Origin of the sequence: Novilysobacter erysipheiresistens, assembly GCF_036663935.1 — a bacterium.
In the GTDB taxonomy this organism is placed as follows: domain Bacteria; phylum Pseudomonadota; class Gammaproteobacteria; order Xanthomonadales; family Xanthomonadaceae; genus Novilysobacter; species Novilysobacter erysipheiresistens.
This window is the reverse complement of the sequence record NZ_JAXGFP010000001.1, coordinates 107907-126182: the sequence shown is the minus strand read 5'-3', so window position 1 is coordinate 126182 and position 18276 is coordinate 107907. Positions and strand designations below refer to the sequence as shown.

Below are 18276 nucleotides of genomic sequence, written 5' to 3'. Positions count from 1 at the left end.
CATCGGCACGGCCAAGGGAACCGCCAAAACACTGTAGGAGCGACGTGAGTCGCGACCTGTACATGGCCTTGATCGGTCGACGATGGCCATTGCTCATGACGCTTCTACGCATGATGTACAGGTCGCGACTCACGTCGCTCCTACATTTGGGGTTTCAGCGCGTGGCCGACTCCAGCAGCACGTCCGCATCGCCGACCGGGTTGCGCGGGTCGGTGCCGCCCGAGAGGGTGTCGGCCTGTTTGTCCCACGCAACGGTCTGCAGGTTGCCCCAGGTGTCCTCGCCGGCGTTGACGATGTGGCCCATTGCCTGCAGCGCCTTGATGGTTTCGGCATCGAGCGCGTCCGGCTCGGCCGAGATCACGTCGGGCATCCACTGGTGGTGGATGCGCGGCAACGCGGCGACCTGCTGGGCGCCAAGCCCGGCGTCGTAGCCGAGGATGCCGATCAGCACCTCGGTGATGATCCGGCTGCCACCCGGTGCGCCGAGCACGGCGAGTTTTTGCGGCGACTCGATGATGGTCGGCGACATTGAACTGAGCATGCGCTTGCCGGCCTCGACCGCGTTGGCGTCGAAACCCATCACCCCGAACGCGTTCGGGGTGCCGGGCTTGAGCGCGAAGTCGTCCATCTCGTCGTTGAGGATCACGCCGGTGCCGGGCGCGACCAGGCCGGAGCCGTACAGCAGGTTGACGGTCTGGGTCGCGGACACGCGGTTGCCGTCGCCGTCGATGATCGAGAAGTGGGTGGTCTCCTCGTCTTCCAGAGGCACCGGCTGGCCGGACAGCAGGTCGCTCGGGGTCGCCTTGTCCGGGTGAATGGTGGCGCGCAGGCCGGCGGCGTAACCCGGATCGGTCAGCATCTCCAATGGCATGTCGACGAAGTCCGGATCGCCCAGGTAGATCGTGCGGTCGCGGTAGGCGCGGCGCATCGCCTCGACGATCAGGTGGGTGCGCTTGGCCTCATCGAGTTCGGCCAGGTCCCAGCCCTCGAGGATCTGCAGCATCTGCGCCAGCGCCACCCCGCCCGAGGACGGCGGCGGCGCGGTGACGACATGCCAGTCGCGGTAGTCGAACTCGATCGGCTCGCGCACGCGGACTTCGTAGCCGGCGAGTTCCTCGGCGGTCCATTGGCCGCCCTCTTCCTCGATCGATGCCAGCAGCTTGTCGGCGACGTCGCCCCTGTAGAAGCCTTCGAAGCCCTTCTCGGCCAACAGCTCGAGCGTGCGGGCCAGGTCGGGCTGCTTGAGCGTCTCGCCGACCTGCGGCGGATCGCCATCGGCCAGGAACACCTCGCGGGTGCCACGGTAACGCTCCATCACCTCGCTGCGGCGGGCGTAACCGCGCTCCAGTCGCTCGTAGATCGGGAAGCCATCGCGGGCGATGCGGATCGCCGGCGCCAGGGTGGTACTCAACGGCAGCTCGCCGTACTCCTGCGCCAGGTGGACCAGCGCGGCCGGCAGGCCGGGGATGCCGGCCGACCACGGACCGTTGGTGGCGCGGTTGCGGTCGAGGTCGCCGTTCTCGTCGAGATAGGCCTCCGGGGTCGCCGCTTCCGGCGCGATCTCGCGGGCATCGACGAACACGTCCTCGCCGGTGTCAGCGTCGTGCAACAGGAAGAAACCGCCACCGCCCAGCCCGGAGCTGATCGGCTCGACCACCGACAGGGTCGATGACACCGCGACCGCCGCATCGAACGCATTGCCGCCGGCGCGGATCATCTCCAAACCCGCCTCGGTCGCCAGCGCATGGCCGCTGGCGATCGCGGTGCCCGGCGGCGTTGTCGCGGTCGCCGCGGCAGCGCTTTCCTGTTTGGATTCCTGTGCCTGCGCGGACGTCGCCGTGGTGCAACCCGACAACGCGGTGGAGGCCAGAAAGCCGGCCAGCAAGACGGTTCGCAGCGCAATGGGCATCGCGGTTCCTCGGGGGTTATTGACCCTGCTGCAACCTCATCAACTTCGCCAGCAGCTGGTCGTGGGTTTCGGGAATATCCGGATCCGGGTCGATGCATTCGACCGGACAGACGACGACGCATTGCGGCTCGTCGAAATGGCCGACGCATTCGGTGCATCGCGCCGGGTCGATCACGTAGATGCTTTCGCCCTGCGAAATCGCCTGGTTCGGACAGGCCGGCTCGCAGACATCGCAGTTGACGCAGAGTTCGTTGATCTTGAGGGACATGGGGGATGGTCGGCCGGTTGTCCCGGCAAGTCCGCGCCCGCGTGCGGGCGCGGACTGCTGGATCACTTGGCTTCGACGAACTTGTATTCCACGCCGGCCGGCGCGACCGCGGCCTTGACCCGCTCGTTGTCGGCCGCATCGCCGATGAACAGCAGCACCACGCCCTTCATCGAACCCGGATCGACCTTGGTGAACGCGTTGACGATGATGTCGGCCATCATCGCCGACTCCGGCGAGCCGAATGCGACCAGGTTGCCCTCGACGATGCCGCGCTGCATGGCCATCGAGACTTCCTCGGTCAGGCGCTCGCGCGCGCCCTCGAAGCCGGCGCTGTCGGAGCCGGGGAGGTAGTACAGGTACGGGCTGCGGGTGACGTCGCCCATGTTGCGGGTGACCACGTCGGACAGGTAGGCGCCCCACTCGGCGTCATCGTTGGTGGCCGGGCGGGTCAGCGGCGCCTTGACCGCGGCGGTATCTTCGGCCGGAGCCTCTTCCTTCTGGCAGGCGGCCAGCAGCGGCATCGAGAGCAGGGCGATCAACAGCAGGCGAGTCGTGGTGTTCATGGGAATCCCCGTTTTGGTTGGAACAAAAATGGTCAACAAGTCACGCATCGATGCGCTGCCATTGCTCCTGCAGCGCGTTGGCCACCGCCGGCGGCACGAAACCGGAGACGTCGCCGCCGAGGCGGGAGATCTCGCGAACCAGCGATGAGGAAATGAAGCCGTATTGCTCGGCCGGGGTCAGGAACAGGGTCTCGACCTCCGGGATCAGGTGGCGATTCATGCTCGCCAGCTGGAACTCGTACTCGAAATCCGACACCGCGCGCAGGCCGCGCAGCAGCACGCCGGCACCGACCTCGGCGACAAAATGCGCCAGCAGCGAATCGAAGCCGATCACCTCGACATGCGGATGATGGGCGACGGCCTCGCGCGCCAGCCGCACCCGCAGGTCCAGCGGCAGCGCCGGACTCTTGGCCGGGCTTTCGGCGACGCCGAGGATCAGGTGGTCGAACAACCGTGCGGCGCGGTTCACCAGGTCGACGTGACCGTTGGTGATCGGGTCGAAGGTGCCGGGGTAGACGGCGATGCGGTTGCGGGCCGGGGTCATTCAGTCACGAGGCTCGTGGAGGCTGGCGTTGGCGCCTGCCGGGTCGTCGTCCAGTGTATCAGCGGGCGCGCCGGCCGACGGCAGGCGGCGATAAAGGGCGTAGCGGACCTCACGGGTGCGGCCTTCGCGATGCACGCACCATCCCGGCGGCATATCCGGGTTTTCAGCCAGTGCGGACTCGATATAGAGCCAGGCACGTTCGGCGAGCAGCGGCGCCAATGCGGCCAGGACCTGGCCATGCAGCCCGGCGGCAAACGGTGGATCGACAAAAGCCAGGTCGAAGCTGGCGCGTGGCTGCGCGGGCAGCCAGGCCAACGCGTCGGCCTGCACCACCGCGGCCGCCTCGCCACCGGGCAGGCGCCAGGTGGTCGCCAGCACGCTCGCCGCCAACGCCGGGTCGCGTTCGACCAGCACCGCCGACGCCGCGCCGCGCGACAACGCTTCCAGCCCGAGCGCGCCACTGCCGGCGAACAGGTCGAGCACGCGGGCACCCGGCAACATCGGCTGCAGCCAGTTGAACAGGGTTTCACGGACGCGGTCGGAGGTCGGCCGCAGGCCGGGGGCATCTGCCACTGCGAGCTTGCTGCCACGCCAGCGCCCGCCGATCAGGCGGACCTGCCCGGCACCGGACGCGTTGCCGGCGCGGGGCCTTGACGGAGTGTTGGACACGGGCTTCCTCATCGGGCGCCGGTAATGGCCAGTGCTAGCATGCGCGCATTGTCCAACATGTTTCAGAGCCCCTGCCTCGATGGCCAGTTTTTTCCGCCGCAAGAAACCTGAAACACCTGCATCGAGCCCGTCGACTCGGCGCTACAGCACCGAGGAGCTGGCCGCGGCGTTTCCGTCGACCGAGGGATCGTGCGACGAGCCGAACGAGAAGCCGGCAGCGGTGGTGGAAGCGGCGCCGGTCAAGTCCCCTGCGGCGACGCCTGAACCTGACGGCGAGCCTGCTTCCGCGCCCACCGAGCCGCGACCGGTACCTGCCGAGGTGGTCGCTGCCGCGCTTGAAGTCGATTCGCAACTGGCTCCGCGCCCCGTGCCGATGCCGATGCCGACGCCGGCTGCCTCGCCACCGGTCCAGACCGCACCCGAATCCCCGAGCCCGCTGCCCGCCCCCGCACCCACCGTCGTCGACAAGCCGGTCGCGCCCGCCCCGGCCCGCGCCGAGAAATCAGGTTGGCGCGAGCGTCTCGGCGGCAGCCTGTTTGCACGCAGTTTCGGCGGCATGTTCTCGCGCCACCCCAAGCTCGACGACGACCTGCTCGACGAGATCGAGACCGCACTGATCACCGCCGACGTCGGCGTCGCCGCGACCACCGACCTCGTCGAGGACCTGCGCAAACGCACCAAGGCGCGCGAGTTCGCCGACGCCAATGCCCTGCTCGGCGCGCTGCGCAGCGACCTGCTGGCGTTGCTGAAACCGGTCGCAGTGCCGCTGCAAATCGACACCGGTGCCAAGCCATTCGTGCTGTTGACCGTCGGCGTCAACGGCGTCGGCAAGACCACCACCATCGGCAAGCTGGCCAAGCGCTTCAAGGACGAGGGCCGGCCTTTGATGTTGGCCGCCGGCGACACCTTCCGCGCCGCCGCGGTGGCGCAATTGCAGGCATGGGGCGAGCGCAACGGTGTCCCGGTCGTGGCCCAGGGCCAGAACGCCGACGCCGCTTCGGTCGCATTCGATGCGCTGCAGGCGGCCAAGGCGCGCGGCACTCAGGTGCTGATCGCCGATACCGCCGGTCGCCTGCACACCCAGCAGGGACTGATGGCCGAGCTGGGCAAGATCAAGCGGGTGCTGGCCAAGCTCGACCCCGCCGCGCCGCACGAGGTGCTGATGGTGATCGACGGCACCACCGGCCAGAACGCGCTGTCGCAGCTGCGCCAGTTCCACGCCGCGGTCGGCGTGACCGGGCTGGTGGTGACCAAGCTCGATGGCAGCGCCAAGGGTGGCGTGGTGTTCGCCCTGGCACGCGAGTTCGGCATCCCGATCCGTTTCGCCGGCATCGGCGAACGGCCCGAGGACCTGCGCGTGTTCGACGCCGAAGCATTCGTCGACGCCCTGCTGCCGGAGACGCTCGGCGCCTAGCGCCGGGGTCGAGCGCGCGTGGGCGCGACACCAGCGCCAGCCGAGCCGCCGCAGCGCATCCGCCGCCGCTGGCGGCTGATCATCGCCAAGGGCGCCGGCCTGGCCCTGCTGCTGATGTTGCTGCTGAGCCTGAGCTGGATGACGCGGCCGCGGCAGGTCGCCGACCTGATCCTCGACCGCCTCGGTGCCGCGCTCGACCTGCAGATCAGCAGCAGCGGCGCCGCCGAATACCACCTTCGCGGCACCCCGCGACTGGTGGTGCGCGACGTGGTTGCCCGCCAGTCCGGCGCCGAGACGCCGCTGCTGACCGCCGAGCGGATCTACCTGTCGCTGCCGTGGTCGACGCTGCGCTCGGTCGGTTCGGACGCGGGCGGCCTCGACCTGACCGTGCGCCGGGTCGAGGTCGACGCGCCACGGCTCGACCTCGCCGCGCTGCAACGCTGGCGCGAGGGCCGACCGCCGGCGGCGGAAGTGCAGATCCCAACCCTTACCGATGGCCTGCGGATCGTTCGCGGCACGGTGATCGGCGACGGCTGGTCAGTCGACCGTCTCGGGATCGACCTGCCGGCCCTGCATCCGGAGCAGGCGCTCGCCGCGCGCGTTGGCGGCCGCTTCGTCAACGGCGACACCACGGTGCCGTTCGACCTGCAACTGGCGCTCACCCGTCCCGCCCTCGACGCCGGTCTCGGCGCGTCCGGCATCGCCACCGTGGCCACGCCCGACTGGCGCATGCCGATGCGGCTGCACCTGTCCGGGCGGTTGCACGATGGCGATGACGGCGTCGGACTGGACGGCTTCAAGTTCGGCGCCGAAGCACGGTACCTAGGCGGCGACCAGCCCTTGCCGTTCGTCTACGGTCTGGCCGGCCCGCTGCGATATGACGACGGTCGTTTCACCATCGCGCCGCTGGGCGCGGTCCTGCGCGGCGACGGCGTGGTGCCGGATTTCGTCGCCCACGGCGCGTTCGCCTGGCAGGACGCGCTCAGCTTGCGACTGGATGGAGCCTTGGTGGCATGGCCAAATGGCTGGCCGACGCTGCCGCCGCCGTTGGGGCAGTCGGACTCAACGATGACTTTCAAGCTGGATTACCGCGGGCCTGCAAACCTGTCGGGCAATACCGGGCTGCAACTGCGCCGCGATGAAACCCGGTTTGACGTGGATTTCCGGCTGCCGCGGGTGCTCGACTGGCTCGACCAGCTCGCCACCGGCACGCCGCTGCCGCCATTGGACGGTCGGTTGAGCACGCCGCGGCTGGAAATTTACGGCGCAGTGCTGGAAGGCGTCGAGATCGAGTTCGAAGACGCCGGGGCGACGCCATGAGCATCGCCGCCATCACGCCCGGCAACGACCTCATCGGCGCTGGCGAAGACAGCTTCGCCAACCGCCTGCTCGACTGGTTCGACCTCAACGGTCGCCACGACCTGCCGTGGCAACACCCGCGCACGCCGTACCGGGTATGGCTGTCGGAAATCATGTTGCAGCAGACCCAGGTCCGCACCGCCGCGCCGTATTTCGAGCGTTTCGTCGCTGCGTTGCCGGACCTCGCCGCGTTGGCCGCGGCACCGCTCGACGATGTCCTCGCCCTGTGGTCCGGCCTGGGCTACTACGCCCGCGCACGCAACCTGCATGCGGCCGCGCGGTTGTGCATGGAGTGCCACGACGGCGAGCTGCCGCGCGACATCGATGCGTTGATCGCGCTGCCCGGGATCGGCCGCAGCACCGCGGCCGCGATCGCGGCGCAGGCATGGGGCGATCGCCACGCGATCCTCGACGGCAACGTCAAGCGCGTGCTCGCGCGCTACCACGGCGTGCATGGCTGGCCGGGGACGCCGGCGGTCGAGAAATCGCTGTGGACACTCGCGGAAGACCACCTGCCGCAGGCGCGTCTGGCCGACTACACCCAGGCCCAGATGGACCTCGGCGCCACCGTCTGCACGCGCGGCGAGCCGGCGTGCCCACGCTGCCCGTTGCAGGTCGACTGCATCGCCCGGACCGAACGCCGCACTGCAGAGCTGCCCACGCCGCGCCCCGGCAAGACAATCCCGCAACGCCACGCGTTGGTGTTGTGGCTGTACGACGCGCAGGGGCGCGTGCTGTTGCAGCGACGCCCACCGACTGGCATCTGGGCGTCGCTGTGGACGTTGCCGCAGGCCGACGACGAAGCCGGCGCGCGCCACTGGTTCGAGCATCGGCTGCGCGGCGACTTCGAGCGTGGCGAAACCCTGCCACCGGTCGCCCACGCCTTCAGCCATTACAAACTCGAGCTGCAACCGCGGCGATGGCACGGCATCGCCCTGCGCGATGCGGTCGGCGACAATGACGACTTGCGCTGGGTCGAGCCGGCGGCACTGGCGACGCTCGGCATCCCCGCCCCGATCCGCCGCCTGCTCGAAGCCAGCCACTGACCGTTATCCGCAAAGGCTCAGCCATGTCCCGCACCGTCTACTGCGAGTACCAGAAACGCGAAACCGAAGGGCTCGATTTCGTGCCCTGGCCCGGCGCCGCCGGCAAGCGCGTGTACGCGCACATCGGCAAGTCCGCCTGGGCCGCCTGGCTGGCCCACCAGACCATGTTGATCAACGAGAACCGGTTGTCGCCGATGAACCCCGAACACCGGACGATGCTCGAAGCGGAGATGCTCAAGTTCCTGTTCGGTGGCGAGGCCGAAAAGCCGCCGGGCTATGTTCCGCCCGAGACCTGAAGCGCGGCGGCGTCCGCCTGGGCCTCGGCGCGCCTCGCGGCGTCGCGATCGAGCGGCTGGATTTCGGCGATCTGGCAGGGAAAGGTCGGGCCCTCGCCCAGCACGCGCACGCTGTCGCCCACGTACACCCGGCCGTTGCGGTCGTCCACCGAAATGGCGTGGGCGAAGTCCAGTTGCGGGCACGAAGCGCTCAATGTCAGCAGGTAGCCATCCCGCGCCCGCACCCAGACCACCAACGCGGTGTCGCTGATCGACTTCCAGCCGTCGAGCGTTCCGAAGTAATGGAAATTGCCGACCGGTGCACCGGCGGCCTCGCGATAGATCTGCGTGCGCTGGTCGTCGGGCAGGCGCGGACCGGTTGCGCATGCGCCCAGCACGAGCGCGGCGGCAATGGCAAGGACAAAAGTCTTCATGGTCGACTCCCGCGACAGCGAAAAAGGAAGCGCAGCGCGGTCGGGCGAGCGCCGACGACCCGCTGCCCTTGCATCATGCACCCCCGCGCCATGCCACCCAATCCGGTGCCGGCCATCATTCAGCGTGCATGCGGCTTGCCAGCTTCCGGTCGCCCCCGTATCATCCCGCTGCTCACACGGCCTGCCGTGATCGTGGCCGGGTAGCTCAGTTGGTAGAGCAGGGGATTGAAAATCCCCGTGTCGGGGGTTCGATTCCCTCCCCGGCCACCATTTGGTGGCAGCGTGAAACGTAAGCCCTGCAACGGTTACAGCCGATGCGGGGTTTTTCGTTTCTGGGATGGCCGAACGTCACCAGCGTGGCCCGGCACGCGCTATGGCACGACTGTGGCACGACGCTGCCCACCCTGCCCCGGTTGCGATGCGTGCTACTCGTATCGGTGATGATTGATGTTTCTGCCGCAGGCGTAGCAGCGACGGTAGGCACCGCCACGGCTCGCCCTCCCCGCGCGTTCGTGGCCTAGCAGCCCGCCGCAGCCGCACAGCAGGCCCTTGCCCTTGTCGGCTTGGCACAAGCGGTAGGTCACCCACGCAAAGTGCACCACGGCCGCTGTGAGCAGCAGCACGGGCAACCACTTGCCACCGCTGACGAGGCCCGCGAGAAGCGGGCTGGCCTGCAACCGCGTAAGAACCCCCGTCGATACCAGCGCGGCCAGCAGCAGCCCGGCGGTGGGCACATACGCCCGAACGGCCATCCAATCCCAACGATCCATGATCCCTCCTGAGCGAAAGTGCCCAAGACGGATCTTCCGCCTAACCGTCTCAGGGGCTGAGACGCCGCGCGGCCACACTGCCGCCATGATGAGCCCCGTCCAAGTCGAAGCCTGGAACGCCGCGCACCCCGTCGGCACGCTGGTCGAAGTGCGGCGCGCCGTTGGTGGCACGACGTACACGGCACGCACGGCGTCGCCCCTGCGATTGTGGGGCGACTGGGCAATCGTAGAACTACAGGCCGGCGGGGCGGTGACGCTCGACCGGTTGCGGGTGGTCGATCAGGATTTTCCTACGCCATAGCGCACCGTTCGCCGATGGCTGCACAGCGCGCCGCGCGCCACGATGTTCCCGCCCCGGTGCCTAGGCCACCACTGAAGCTGTGTCCTCCCAGCGGAGTCCGGTCGAACGGAAGCGAAGCACTCGGCACCGGGGCATCTAGACGCCTCACGAGACTTACGTTCTGAGACTGGACCCGGCTACCATCCCTGTCCAACGGGAGAGAGACCATGGCACCACAAGCCGCGCCGGCAAAGATCATTCCGCTAGACACCGACCATCAAGCGCACTTGGCGGCGGCGGATAACATGGATTTCATGCGTGGTCTGGAAAGCGACAGCATGAAGCTGATCGTTACTTCGCCCCCGTACAACATTGGCAAACGCTACGAGCGCCGTACCTCGTTGGAACGCTACCTTGCTGATCAAGCCAAGACCATCGCCGAGTGCGTTCGACTATTGCATCCGGGAGGTTCGATTTGCTGGCAAGTCGGCAACCATATAGCCAGTGATGGGGAAGTCGTGCCGCTGGATATGGCGATCTACCCCCTATTCAAACAACTCGGCCTCAAGTTACGGAACCGAATTGTTTGGCACTTTGAGCATGGACTCCATTGCACTAAGCGTTTCTCGGGTCGCCACGAAACAATTTTATGGTTCACGAAAGGTGACAAGTACACGTTCAACCTGGATCCCGTGCGAGTGCCCTCAAAATACCCAAACAAGAAGCACTTCAAAGGACCGAAAGCTGGCCAACTATCTGCAAACCCGCTAGGCAAAAACCCAGGCGATATGTGGATAATTCCGAATGTAAAATCGAATCACGTCGAAAAAACAGAGCACCCGTGTCAGTTTCCCGTTGAATTGGTTGAACGCCTTGTTCTCTCAATGACCGACGCGGGAGACAACGTTCTAGACCCGTATATGGGCGTCGGCTCCAGTGTTGTTGCAGCCATCAAAAACGACCGTCACGGCTACGGTTGCGACCTAGATAAGAAGTACGTCAAGATCGCCTGGGAACGTGTACGTGAACTTCGCGCGGGAACACTTCGTACCCGCCCTATGGGGAAGCCCGTATATGACCCTTCTAAGCCGCGAGGTGGCCATTGAGGATCGCTCAGATTTATTCGCACTTGAACGGACATGAATTTCTCCTGGTGCACAAGCCAAAGCAGTGGGCGGAGATCAACACCGTAATCGAGGCCATAGATGCTGAAGGCTGCCGGACAAAAGCTACAAAAGAAGCGCGTAAAATGGGGAAATTCGCGGATGGAATGCTCTACAGTCCGATCGAGATGAACAAGTGTTTCAAGACTGCTTTATCTTCGCTGGAGTGGCACGAGGATCGGTATTCGTATTACGTCACGGATGATGCTCGTCTAATCCGGCGCACGCTTGGAATGGAGGCCGCTGAGCAACGGAAGGAAATTGAGGAAGCAGGGCATCGGGCCATCGGCAGCTATAACCAAACAGACTTCGTGAAGGATCGCGTAGCCGTTGAGGTTCAATTCGGAAAGTATTCGTTCGTTGCATACGATCTCTTTGTGAAGCACATGGCGTTCTATGTCGGCGACAAAATAGACGTCGGGATCGAGATTCTGCCTATGAAGAGCCTTCAGGATCACATGTCCAGTGGCGTTGCATACTACGAAGGCGAGCTTTCCAACCTTGTGCGCCAAGGCCGTGGAGTGCCTGCGGTTCCACTCATTCTTATCGGTATTGAACCTTAGCGCGGCCACGCCACGTCCACCGACGTAGCCGGCACGGGGCGACTTAGCCCGAACACGGCGAGCGCCAGCGCAAGGACCAAATCATCGTGAGCGCCCTCGCGCGCGTTGAACGTCGCGTTGCCCGCTTCGGTAAAGCGAACACGGAAGTCCTGTAGCTCGCGCGCCAGCACGGCAGCATCGGGCAGGCTGTTCGCGATGAGTAGCCCGCCGCTGTGGAGCAGCGCTTGCAGCTTGCTCACTAGCTCGCCCTTGGGCACCGACCAGCCCGCGGGCGTGCGCGAAGTCTCGCGGCCTCCAGTGATGACGACGCCCTGCGCCCCGCGCAATGCTCGACGTCCGGCGAACATATCGAACACGGGGCGACCTACACCCGTGTAGTCCACGAGGACGCGCGGTGACAGCCGGTTCAACGGCGCGCGGTTCAACAAGCCCTCAATGTGATCGACCTGCTGCGGGTACGGCATCCCGAGCCGCAATCGTTCCAAATGGAGCACTTCGTACCGGGGATGCGGATGCGGGTTCAGTGCCGCAAGCTCGGGCTTCGCCGTCGTCGTGGTGATGCTCGACACGATGCAGATAGCCGTAGGGTCATGCGCTTGACCCACGTCGATTCCGACGGCGAATTTCCGCGTCAGCAGTAGCCCTACCTCGCCGTCCACGCGGGGGTGGTCGCTGGGCACGGTGATGTAAGTTTTCAGCTCCATAGCGGCGTCACCTCGCTGGTCAGCGCGGCTTCGATTAGCTCGCTGGCGAAAAATTGCTCATCGGTGTCCACGAACTCACAGCCGTACTCCTGGCGGAACTGCCAATCGCCGATAAGCGCGCGTTCTTCTTCCAGCCACACGGGGTCAATACGCGGGCAGTCGGCGGCCGTGACCATCGTGCGTTCCCATCCTTGGCCGTGCTCCCATGCTTCGTAGAACCATCCGCGTTTGCCGTAAGGCGTCGTCAGCGCAACGAAGCGGCCTTGAGTCGTCGCCAGCATCGGGCGCACGGCGGCGAACAATGCGTTATCCACGCGGCTGGCCTCGTCCACGATCACCGTCTTTGCGCCGCTATAGCCTCGGATGGTGCCCTCGGTGCCGGGCAGAGCGATGATGCGGCTGCCGTTGGCAAGCTCCAGGCGCATGGCCGACTCCTGAACGATGCGCGGTACGTCGGGCAGCGCGCGATAGACCTCATTGACCTTGCGGAACAACTCGGAACTCTGGCGTTGTGCCGGCGCAATCAGCAGCACTAGGCCGGGGTCATAGATGGCCTGATTCACTGCGAGCGCGGCGCACGTCGTGGACTTGCCAGACTGACGCGAACACAGCAGCAGCATCCGACGCGCATCGCTGTTGAGTACGTCGGCCTGCCATGCGTCCGGCTCCATCCCGGCATCGCGCATTAGCTGTGCGGGGTTGAGCATCCGGTTGAGATCACGCGCGAGGATCGACACGCTTGGCCTCCCCTTCGATTGCCTTGGCTCGGCTGCGCCGGGTCACGTCGCGCGCCTTCGCCAACGCCGGCGCTGCGGCTTCGCGTTCCTCTGGCGTTTCCTGCAGTGGCGTGTCGGGAGATTCCAACTGCTTAAGCGCGGCGGCCACGTCGGCGCGGGCTTCGGGATGCCCTCGCAACGCCTGCATGATTGCCGTTCGCAGGCCGTGGTACTCGTCGGCGATTAGCAGATTGTTGGTGACGTTGACCGTTCCCGTTTGCAGTTCCCCGAGCAACCTAGCGGTGATCTCGACGTTGCGAAGAATCTGCCCGCCAATCGTCGCCGCGCCTTTGTAGTCCTCTTGTTGCTCGGCGAAGTCCATGAGTCCGTAGAGCCGACCGCGTACCGCCACGAGATGCTGGAGCACGCCTTCGCTCTCTGTGATGCGGAGGTTCTCCAAGTCCTGCGGGGTCATGCGCCCACGGGTCATTAGCTGCGCGTGCAACTCGGGCGGCATGTGATTCCGGCCGTGACGATAGACCGCGTCGTGATGCACGCCGTACCGCTTACCGAGTACCCGGATCGGCACCTTGTTCGCCAGACCAAGCTCTATGCTTGCGCGGTCCGCGTGGTCGCACACTTGGCACACGACGCCTTTACGGCCCACGGTATAGCTCCTTATCGAGCCGCTCGATTTCCAGCTTGGCGACTTCGATTGCTACCTCGATCCGGCGGCTCTTGCTCAACGCCTTTAGGTCGATACGTTCGACGAACGCAGCCGCCTGAGCCGGGTCGCTGGGGTCTACGTACTCAACGCCGCGCTTTTCCTGCATTTCATCGAGACTGTTGTCCGTCGCTCTCCAGTTGCGCTCCCGCACACTCAAGGCGAACCGCGCGGAATCGAGCGCGGCGAGCCGGTTCGTTTTTGAAAGACGACGGTCTCGGGCATCCCGCAGCGGGCGCAGAACTTGGGACGGTAAGTGGCCTTCCATGGCCTCCGCCCACCGTCGCGGAAATTGACTCGGTTTTTCGCAGCGACCCAGCCGCCCGCCGCCTGCGTCTGGTGCCGGGGTCATGGGGGCTTCGGCGGCCATCGCTTAGTCCTCGGTGAGCGACCGCAGCGCGGCGGCCCGGTCGAGGTCCACAAGCTCACGAGCCATCAGCGGCACGTTTTGCTCCAGCGCTTTCAGGCGCTGCGTTCGCTCTTCAAGGTCCTTCGGTTCGGTGAGCAGCTTCGGATCATTCAGGGCCAGCAGGAGGTCCCTCATGTCCTTGTGGGTCTCGAACGGCACGCCCGACAGCTCCGGGGGCACGCTGGCAACCGCGTACTTGATCAGCATGGCGTCATCACCGGCATCCCCGGACATCGACCTAAGGAACGCATTCCGCTCGTCGTGGGACATGCCCCGGAGCACCGAACGGACCTCCAACGCGGATGCGCGCCAGTCCTCGCGCGGCGCACGCAGCGCGTTCGCCATGCGGCCGGATATGTCGGTACGTTTGCGGCCGATAAGGTGCCACTGCTCCTGAATATCCTGTTCGACGGCGGCGACCAGCTTTTTTACCTTCGTCTCAGCGCTCAGCACCTTCTCGTTAGAGGTGAGCACGGGGTTCTTGTAGAGCTTCGTGACCTCGTTATTGAGCGCTGTGAATTTGGCGACCGTCTCCTGTCGAAAGAGCAAGCCGGAGTCTTCACCGTAGTTCGCGAACGGCTCGTTATAGATGCCGTCGGAGGCGGGCCGGGGCAGCTTCGGTGCCTTGGCCCGTTCGCGTCGTTCCATCGCGCGGACGGCTCGGTTGTCGGCAGCGATGCGAGCGTCTATAGGGTTGGTCATGGCGGTAGCCCTCTGGCTGTGGGTTTCGCCAACGATGCCGACTGCGCCGATTACGTAGGGGCACGTCGCGTAACCCGACGCAAAAACCCGTAGCACCCGAAGAATCGTGCCAAGGTCGTGCCATAACGTCATAAAGTGACATGGAACCGAGCGCACAGCCTTACGCAGCAAAGGTCGCAGCGGTCTAGCACGGGGTTGCTCGGTGCCCATGCCTACAAATAACCGCCAAGGCTCAGCTATCAGGCGTTGCGCGAACAAAGCCGGAAAGTGTGTCGCCGCTCGCGTACCCGGCGGGCTTTAACACCGCCATTGCTTTACACCACCGATAATTTGGCGGCCTTGAACCTAAAACACTCTCAATAGCCTTTATTTATAAGGGTTGTTTAAGGCCGCCAGTGCGTGGCGGTGTTGGCGGCCTTAATTTTCAACACCGCCAAGCGTTTAAGACCGCCAAGCCGTCGAAGCTTCATGGCTGCCTTAAACAACCTTTACGGGGCAACGCTCGCAGCCCGAAAACCCCGCCAAGGCCGCCACACCGCCAGCCCCCACGCGAGTAGGCGCGCGAGCACCTGCCCGAAGTGACTAAATATCGACGCCACCAGCCGAATACCCCACCGGACACCGGGCGACACGCCCGTTTTATAGTGTGTGTGGCCCCACAAGGCCGGCGCACCCCTGCCCAGCTATACCCCTACCGGGTGCCGGGCAGGTTGGTCGCTACGGGCCATATAACCGCTTCGCTGCACTATTCTTCGATCGGCTCGTTATACCTATCCAGATAGGCAAAGTAACGGCGCTGCTCAACTGAGGGCGTGAAGGTCGCTCCAGTAAAAACAGCGTGCACCACCTGCATCATTAGTCGCTGGTCAAGATTGGTAAACGCATTGAAATCGTGATCGGCCGTCGTCGCAATTGCTTGCAGATGCACGCGATTACGAAGCGGTCGAAGTCGCTTCAATCTAGAGTACAAAGTGTGATCCTCTCCGAGAAGACGCTTGCTTTCAGCCTTCTTGAGCATGGCATCGAAGGTCATCTCTACTGGCTTCGGCAAGGCTAGCTTCTGCTTGAACACCGAATCAATACGATAAATCTTCCCATCTACCGTTTTGTTGACACCGGTAAACTCCTGCCTAACCTCCCAGTCTGCCGTCGCCTGATTTCCACTTGCGATAATTAAGTAATGGAGCAGAGATTCAATAACTCCACAACCAACTATGATCTGCGTCTTCCATGTTTGCGTCTCTAGAACGCTAGTTAGCTTTAGATCAAGCAGCGTTCGCTCAAGATATTGTAGATATTGCAAGTTGTATGCGATGTTTCGCGTGAGCGCATAGCAGTGAATGTATCCTCGACCACCCCGAATGCCCTTTTCCAGGAGTTCAACGAGCTTATGTATGGAGGTCGGGTGCCAATGACCCGTTCCTTCCTTCAATGCGAGCGGCGGCATGTCGCACTCCTACTCCGACCCGGATTTGATTATGCGTTTGCCGGCAGGTCATTGGTACTTGGCCTTCCGCAGTTCCTGTGCGGCCTCACGCGCGGAATTGGGCAGGCGCCATATCCACTCACCGTTGCCGCGTCCCTTGCCGGTGGTCGCCTTACGTTCCGCCACGACGGTCAGGGCCTCCTTGGCGCGCTCGATGGTGCGCCATGCCAAGCCGTCTTCCGCGGCCTTGGCCTTCAGCTCCTTGCTCGGCACCGGGCCATCCTGCAGCACGGCATACAGCCAATCCGCCGCTTCGTCCCTCGGATTGCGCTTGCCCTCTAGCTGGCCCAGCAACTCATCCGCGAAGCCGAACAATGCTGGCCCCCATACGATCTTGCTCACCGATGCGGGCACACCATCGAACTCCCGTTGGACGACTTCGATGGAGTAGGTAAAGCCGTCACCATGCGGGCCAATGTTGCTCTTGCTACGCACTAGGCGGCATTCGCCATCGGCACCCATCACGGTCGCCAGCACAACGCGGGCCACGGCGCTGAAGGCAACCGACCCGATCACTCGATCATTTGTCTTACGGCCGGCGGTGCCCTTGGCGTAATGGGTGATCCCGATAACGGCAGCGCCCGTGTTCGCGGCCAAGGTCATCAACGGTTGCAAGCCGCGCCGGACTTCGGCGTTCTTGTGGCTGTCGCCCACGATGGCGCTCACGATCGGATCGACAATCACCAGAGCAACGTCGCCGGCACGCTGCGTCTGCTGTTCCAGCGCGGGCATGTCGGTAGCTGGGTCGAAGAACTGCCCCTCACCTGTGGAAGCGACGAAGTGGACGCGATCTAGGTCGGCTCCCGCTTCGATTAGACGAGGAACCAAGACCTCGGCTATCGCGTCCTCACCCGTCCACATGATCACGCTACCCCTGGACGCCTTCGTGCCATCGGGCAGCTTGCCGCCGGTCGTTATCGCTGCGGCGATGGTCAGGGCTAGGGTCGTCTTGCCCGTACCGCCATCACCAGCAAGCAAGCCGAGCATTCCGCGCGCGAGGTAGCCATCCCACAGCCAATTGATCGACTTGGGGGCGACATCAGACGCGCGAATCAAGTTGACCGCTTCCTGCGTCGTTGCTTCGATGGTGGACAGATTGAGCACGTCGTCGGCGGTCGCGGTCGGGTAGGCCTGCAACCAGTCGGCGGCGTCGTCGCCCTCGTTTGGCAGGCCGAGCGCGGCAACATCGATAATGCTCACGTCGCAGCCCAGCGCCGTCAGCTTGGCCGCCACGTCGGCGGCGTACTTTTCGCCGGGGTCGTCGTTGTCGGGCCATACGATGCAGCGGCGGCCGGCCAGTGGCGTCCAATCGGCCTTGCCCGCGCTGCTAGCTGCGCCGCTTGTGGTCGCTGCAATGTCGATAGCGGCCAGCGTGTCGGCGCACTTTTCGCCTTCCACGATGAACACCGGGTCCGCAGCGGCCAGCACTTCGGGCAGGAGATATAGGGGCTTGCCAGCGCGCGGCGGCTTGCGTTCCTTCAGTACCCATTCGTTCCCGTCATGGTGGAAGGGCTTTATCTGCTTTCCGCCCGTCTTGGACTCATACCGTGCGCGCCAGCCCCACACCTTGCCGCTCGCATCGCGGTACGGGTAGACGTCCGCCAGCTTGAACCCGACCAGCGAACTGGGACCGAGTTTCTTGGCGGCCTGCTTTGCCTCGTCCCGATCCTCATCGGTGATCGGTTTGGCGGGCTTCGCCTTGGCGGTCGGCTTGGGTTTCGCCTTCGCCTTCGTGGGCTTCGTTGCCTTGCCTTTCGGCGGGAACAGGTCGGGCAAGGTCAGGCCGATGGCCTCGCATACCTTTTTCGCCGAGCATCCTCTATGGCAGTAGAGGGCCACGGTACCGTCTTCGTCCACACTGACGGAGAGTGATGCCGTGTGGTCGTCATGTGCAGGGCAGCGCACGAGCCATTGATTCTTGTCGGGCTGCGTTACCCCGCCGAGTAGTGCGAGGACGCGTTTAATCGGCGCGGTGTCGGCTTTCATGCGCGCACCTTTCGACCCTTGGTCACTGGGGCCTTGGTCTCGCTGATGCCTTGGAGCCAAGCAACCACGTCCGAACGGCGGTAGAACAACCGCTTGCCGATGTAGAAGTGATCGGGGCCGTAGCCCGTGGCCTTCCAGTACTTGAGGGTCCGAACGTGAACCCCGATTTCCGCTGCGGCTTCGCGCGCAGTGAGGAAGTCGTCGAGGACGTCTTTCAGGTCTTGCTTCGTTGCCATGATTGCCACCGCTGTTGCTGTTTCGGTGGCACCTAAGCTATGGCGCGAAGCAGTTA

The 18276-nt window shown here is 64.7% G+C and carries 22 protein-coding genes and 1 tRNA gene; 8 read left to right on the top strand and 15 right to left on the bottom strand.

From position 1 onward, the window contains the following. Positions 1 to 154: 154 nt before the first annotated feature. From ggt to rsmD, 5 genes are all read right to left on the bottom strand, one after another. Entirely contained in the window at positions 155 to 1909 is a 1755-nt protein-coding gene (ggt, locus tag SNE34_RS00615; protein ID WP_332613711.1) for a gamma-glutamyltransferase, read from the bottom strand. A gap of 16 nt (positions 1910 to 1925) precedes the next feature. Further along, the gene (locus tag SNE34_RS00610; RefSeq protein ID WP_332613709.1) at positions 1926 to 2177 is read right to left on the bottom strand and encodes a YfhL family 4Fe-4S dicluster ferredoxin; all 252 of its coding nucleotides are present in this window, start codon (positions 2175 to 2177) and stop codon (positions 1926 to 1928) included. Between the two features lie 62 nt (positions 2178 to 2239). After that, positions 2240 to 2740 carry a hypothetical protein gene (locus SNE34_RS00605; protein ID WP_332613708.1) on the bottom strand — a complete coding sequence of 167 codons (501 nt, stop codon included), beginning with the start codon at positions 2738 to 2740 and terminating at the stop codon, positions 2240 to 2242. A gap of 40 nt (positions 2741 to 2780) precedes the next feature. Further along, positions 2781 to 3284 carry a pantetheine-phosphate adenylyltransferase gene (gene coaD / locus SNE34_RS00600; protein ID WP_332613706.1) on the bottom strand — a complete coding sequence of 168 codons (504 nt, stop codon included), beginning with the start codon at positions 3282 to 3284 and terminating at the stop codon, positions 2781 to 2783. Beyond that, positions 3285 to 4019 (bottom strand): 16S rRNA (guanine(966)-N(2))-methyltransferase RsmD, encoded by a 735-nt coding sequence (rsmD, locus tag SNE34_RS00595; RefSeq protein WP_425604434.1) that lies wholly within the window; start codon positions 4017 to 4019, stop codon positions 3285 to 3287. Positions 4020 to 4032: 13 nt separating this feature from the next. On the opposite strand from rsmD, the gene ftsY reads away from it, so the two are divergent. Genes ftsY through SNE34_RS00575 form a run of 4 tightly spaced genes read left to right on the top strand, consistent with a single transcriptional unit; the run spans position 4033 to position 8068 of the window. After that, positions 4033 to 5367: a signal recognition particle-docking protein FtsY gene (ftsY, locus tag SNE34_RS00590; protein ID WP_332613702.1), complete on the top strand. Its 1335-nt coding sequence runs from the start codon at positions 4033 to 4035 to the stop codon at positions 5365 to 5367. Positions 5368 to 5385: 18 nt separating this feature from the next. Next, entirely contained in the window at positions 5386 to 6687 is a 1302-nt protein-coding gene (locus SNE34_RS00585) for an AsmA family protein (protein ID WP_332613700.1), read from the top strand. After that, positions 6684 to 7772 carry an A/G-specific adenine glycosylase gene (gene mutY / locus SNE34_RS00580; protein ID WP_332613699.1) on the top strand — a complete coding sequence of 363 codons (1089 nt, stop codon included), beginning with the start codon at positions 6684 to 6686 and terminating at the stop codon, positions 7770 to 7772. Before SNE34_RS00585 ends, mutY begins: the two co-directional genes overlap by 4 nt. A gap of 23 nt (positions 7773 to 7795) precedes the next feature. After that, positions 7796 to 8068 carry an oxidative damage protection protein gene (locus tag SNE34_RS00575; RefSeq protein ID WP_332613698.1) on the top strand — a complete coding sequence of 91 codons (273 nt, stop codon included), beginning with the start codon at positions 7796 to 7798 and terminating at the stop codon, positions 8066 to 8068. Here SNE34_RS00575 and SNE34_RS00570 read toward each other — a convergent pair. Further along, positions 8047 to 8481 carry a DUF6491 family protein gene (locus SNE34_RS00570; RefSeq protein WP_332613697.1) on the bottom strand — a complete coding sequence of 145 codons (435 nt, stop codon included), beginning with the start codon at positions 8479 to 8481 and terminating at the stop codon, positions 8047 to 8049. The two genes, SNE34_RS00575 and SNE34_RS00570, sit on opposite strands and share 22 nt — an antisense overlap. A gap of 194 nt (positions 8482 to 8675) precedes the next feature. Here SNE34_RS00570 and SNE34_RS00565 point away from each other — a divergent pair. Next, a tRNA-Phe gene (locus SNE34_RS00565) sits at positions 8676 to 8751 on the top strand. 155 nt (positions 8752 to 8906) lie between these two features. Here SNE34_RS00565 and SNE34_RS00560 read toward each other — a convergent pair. Next, positions 8907 to 9251: a hypothetical protein gene (locus SNE34_RS00560; protein ID WP_332613696.1), complete on the bottom strand. Its 345-nt coding sequence runs from the start codon at positions 9249 to 9251 to the stop codon at positions 8907 to 8909. Between the two features lie 85 nt (positions 9252 to 9336). Here SNE34_RS00560 and SNE34_RS00555 point away from each other — a divergent pair, with 85 nt between their 5' ends. From SNE34_RS00555 to SNE34_RS00545, 3 genes are all read left to right on the top strand, one after another. Then, positions 9337 to 9552, top strand: a complete 216-nt coding sequence (locus SNE34_RS00555) for a hypothetical protein (protein WP_332613695.1) — start codon at positions 9337 to 9339, stop codon at positions 9550 to 9552. Between the two features lie 206 nt (positions 9553 to 9758). Continuing rightward, complete coding sequence (locus SNE34_RS00550; protein ID WP_332613694.1) at positions 9759 to 10637, top strand: DNA-methyltransferase; 879 nt, start codon at positions 9759 to 9761, stop codon at positions 10635 to 10637. Continuing rightward, positions 10634 to 11257 (top strand): BglII/BstYI family type II restriction endonuclease, encoded by a 624-nt coding sequence (locus SNE34_RS00545; protein ID WP_332613693.1) that lies wholly within the window; start codon positions 10634 to 10636, stop codon positions 11255 to 11257. Before SNE34_RS00550 ends, SNE34_RS00545 begins: the two co-directional genes overlap by 4 nt. Here SNE34_RS00545 and SNE34_RS00540 read toward each other — a convergent pair. From SNE34_RS00540 to SNE34_RS00505, 8 genes are all read right to left on the bottom strand, one after another. Beyond that, a complete protein-coding gene (locus SNE34_RS00540) occupies positions 11254 to 11961 on the bottom strand; it encodes a hypothetical protein (protein ID WP_332613692.1) in 708 nt (235 codons plus the stop codon). The two genes, SNE34_RS00545 and SNE34_RS00540, sit on opposite strands and share 4 nt — an antisense overlap. After that, entirely contained in the window at positions 11952 to 12698 is a 747-nt protein-coding gene (locus tag SNE34_RS00535) for a phage terminase large subunit (RefSeq protein WP_332613691.1), read from the bottom strand. Before SNE34_RS00535 ends, SNE34_RS00540 begins: the two co-directional genes overlap by 10 nt. Next, on the bottom strand, positions 12679 to 13344 hold the full coding sequence (locus SNE34_RS00530; protein ID WP_332613690.1) for a hypothetical protein: 666 nt from the start codon (positions 13342 to 13344) through the stop codon (positions 12679 to 12681). Before SNE34_RS00530 ends, SNE34_RS00535 begins: the two co-directional genes overlap by 20 nt. Further along, a complete protein-coding gene (locus tag SNE34_RS00525) occupies positions 13334 to 13771 on the bottom strand; it encodes a hypothetical protein (RefSeq protein ID WP_332613689.1) in 438 nt (145 codons plus the stop codon). The genes SNE34_RS00530 and SNE34_RS00525 overlap by 11 nt, the downstream gene beginning before the upstream one ends. A gap of 3 nt (positions 13772 to 13774) precedes the next feature. Continuing rightward, complete coding sequence (locus tag SNE34_RS00520; RefSeq protein ID WP_332613688.1) at positions 13775 to 14512, bottom strand: hypothetical protein; 738 nt, start codon at positions 14510 to 14512, stop codon at positions 13775 to 13777. A 745-nt stretch (positions 14513 to 15257) separates the two neighbouring features. After that, positions 15258 to 15959 carry a hypothetical protein gene (locus SNE34_RS00515; protein ID WP_332613687.1) on the bottom strand — a complete coding sequence of 234 codons (702 nt, stop codon included), beginning with the start codon at positions 15957 to 15959 and terminating at the stop codon, positions 15258 to 15260. Between the two features lie 48 nt (positions 15960 to 16007). Continuing rightward, complete coding sequence (locus SNE34_RS00510; RefSeq protein WP_332613686.1) at positions 16008 to 17984, bottom strand: AAA family ATPase; 1977 nt, start codon at positions 17982 to 17984, stop codon at positions 16008 to 16010. Next, positions 17981 to 18220 (bottom strand): helix-turn-helix transcriptional regulator, encoded by a 240-nt coding sequence (locus tag SNE34_RS00505; RefSeq protein ID WP_332613685.1) that lies wholly within the window; start codon positions 18218 to 18220, stop codon positions 17981 to 17983. Before SNE34_RS00505 ends, SNE34_RS00510 begins: the two co-directional genes overlap by 4 nt. Positions 18221 to 18276: the final 56 nt, after the last annotated feature.

Coding starts and splice junctions, on each gene's coding strand:
- SNE34_RS00525 (WP_332613689.1), bottom strand. CDS start 13,771: ATGGCCGCCGAAGCCCCCATGACCCCGGCACCAGACGCAGGCGGCGGG.
- ggt (WP_332613711.1), bottom strand. CDS start 1,909: ATGCCCATTGCGCTGCGAACCGTCTTGCTGGCCGGCTTTCTGGCCTCC.
- ftsY (WP_332613702.1), top strand. CDS start 4,033: ATGGCCAGTTTTTTCCGCCGCAAGAAACCTGAAACACCTGCATCGAGC.
- SNE34_RS00605 (WP_332613708.1), bottom strand. CDS start 2,740: ATGAACACCACGACTCGCCTGCTGTTGATCGCCCTGCTCTCGATGCCG.
- SNE34_RS00560 (WP_332613696.1), bottom strand. CDS start 9,251: ATGGATCGTTGGGATTGGATGGCCGTTCGGGCGTATGTGCCCACCGCC.
- SNE34_RS00575 (WP_332613698.1), top strand. CDS start 7,796: ATGTCCCGCACCGTCTACTGCGAGTACCAGAAACGCGAAACCGAAGGG.
- SNE34_RS00610 (WP_332613709.1), bottom strand. CDS start 2,177: ATGTCCCTCAAGATCAACGAACTCTGCGTCAACTGCGATGTCTGCGAG.
- SNE34_RS00570 (WP_332613697.1), bottom strand. CDS start 8,481: ATGAAGACTTTTGTCCTTGCCATTGCCGCCGCGCTCGTGCTGGGCGCA.
- SNE34_RS00555 (WP_332613695.1), top strand. CDS start 9,337: ATGATGAGCCCCGTCCAAGTCGAAGCCTGGAACGCCGCGCACCCCGTC.
- mutY (WP_332613699.1), top strand. CDS start 6,684: ATGAGCATCGCCGCCATCACGCCCGGCAACGACCTCATCGGCGCTGGC.
- SNE34_RS00505 (WP_332613685.1), bottom strand. CDS start 18,220: ATGGCAACGAAGCAAGACCTGAAAGACGTCCTCGACGACTTCCTCACT.
- SNE34_RS00510 (WP_332613686.1), bottom strand. CDS start 17,984: ATGAAAGCCGACACCGCGCCGATTAAACGCGTCCTCGCACTACTCGGC.
- coaD (WP_332613706.1), bottom strand. CDS start 3,284: ATGACCCCGGCCCGCAACCGCATCGCCGTCTACCCCGGCACCTTCGAC.
- SNE34_RS00540 (WP_332613692.1), bottom strand. CDS start 11,961: ATGGAGCTGAAAACTTACATCACCGTGCCCAGCGACCACCCCCGCGTG.
- SNE34_RS00550 (WP_332613694.1), top strand. CDS start 9,759: ATGGCACCACAAGCCGCGCCGGCAAAGATCATTCCGCTAGACACCGAC.
- SNE34_RS00520 (WP_332613688.1), bottom strand. CDS start 14,512: ATGACCAACCCTATAGACGCTCGCATCGCTGCCGACAACCGAGCCGTC.
- SNE34_RS00515 (WP_332613687.1), bottom strand. CDS start 15,959: ATGCCGCCGCTCGCATTGAAGGAAGGAACGGGTCATTGGCACCCGACC.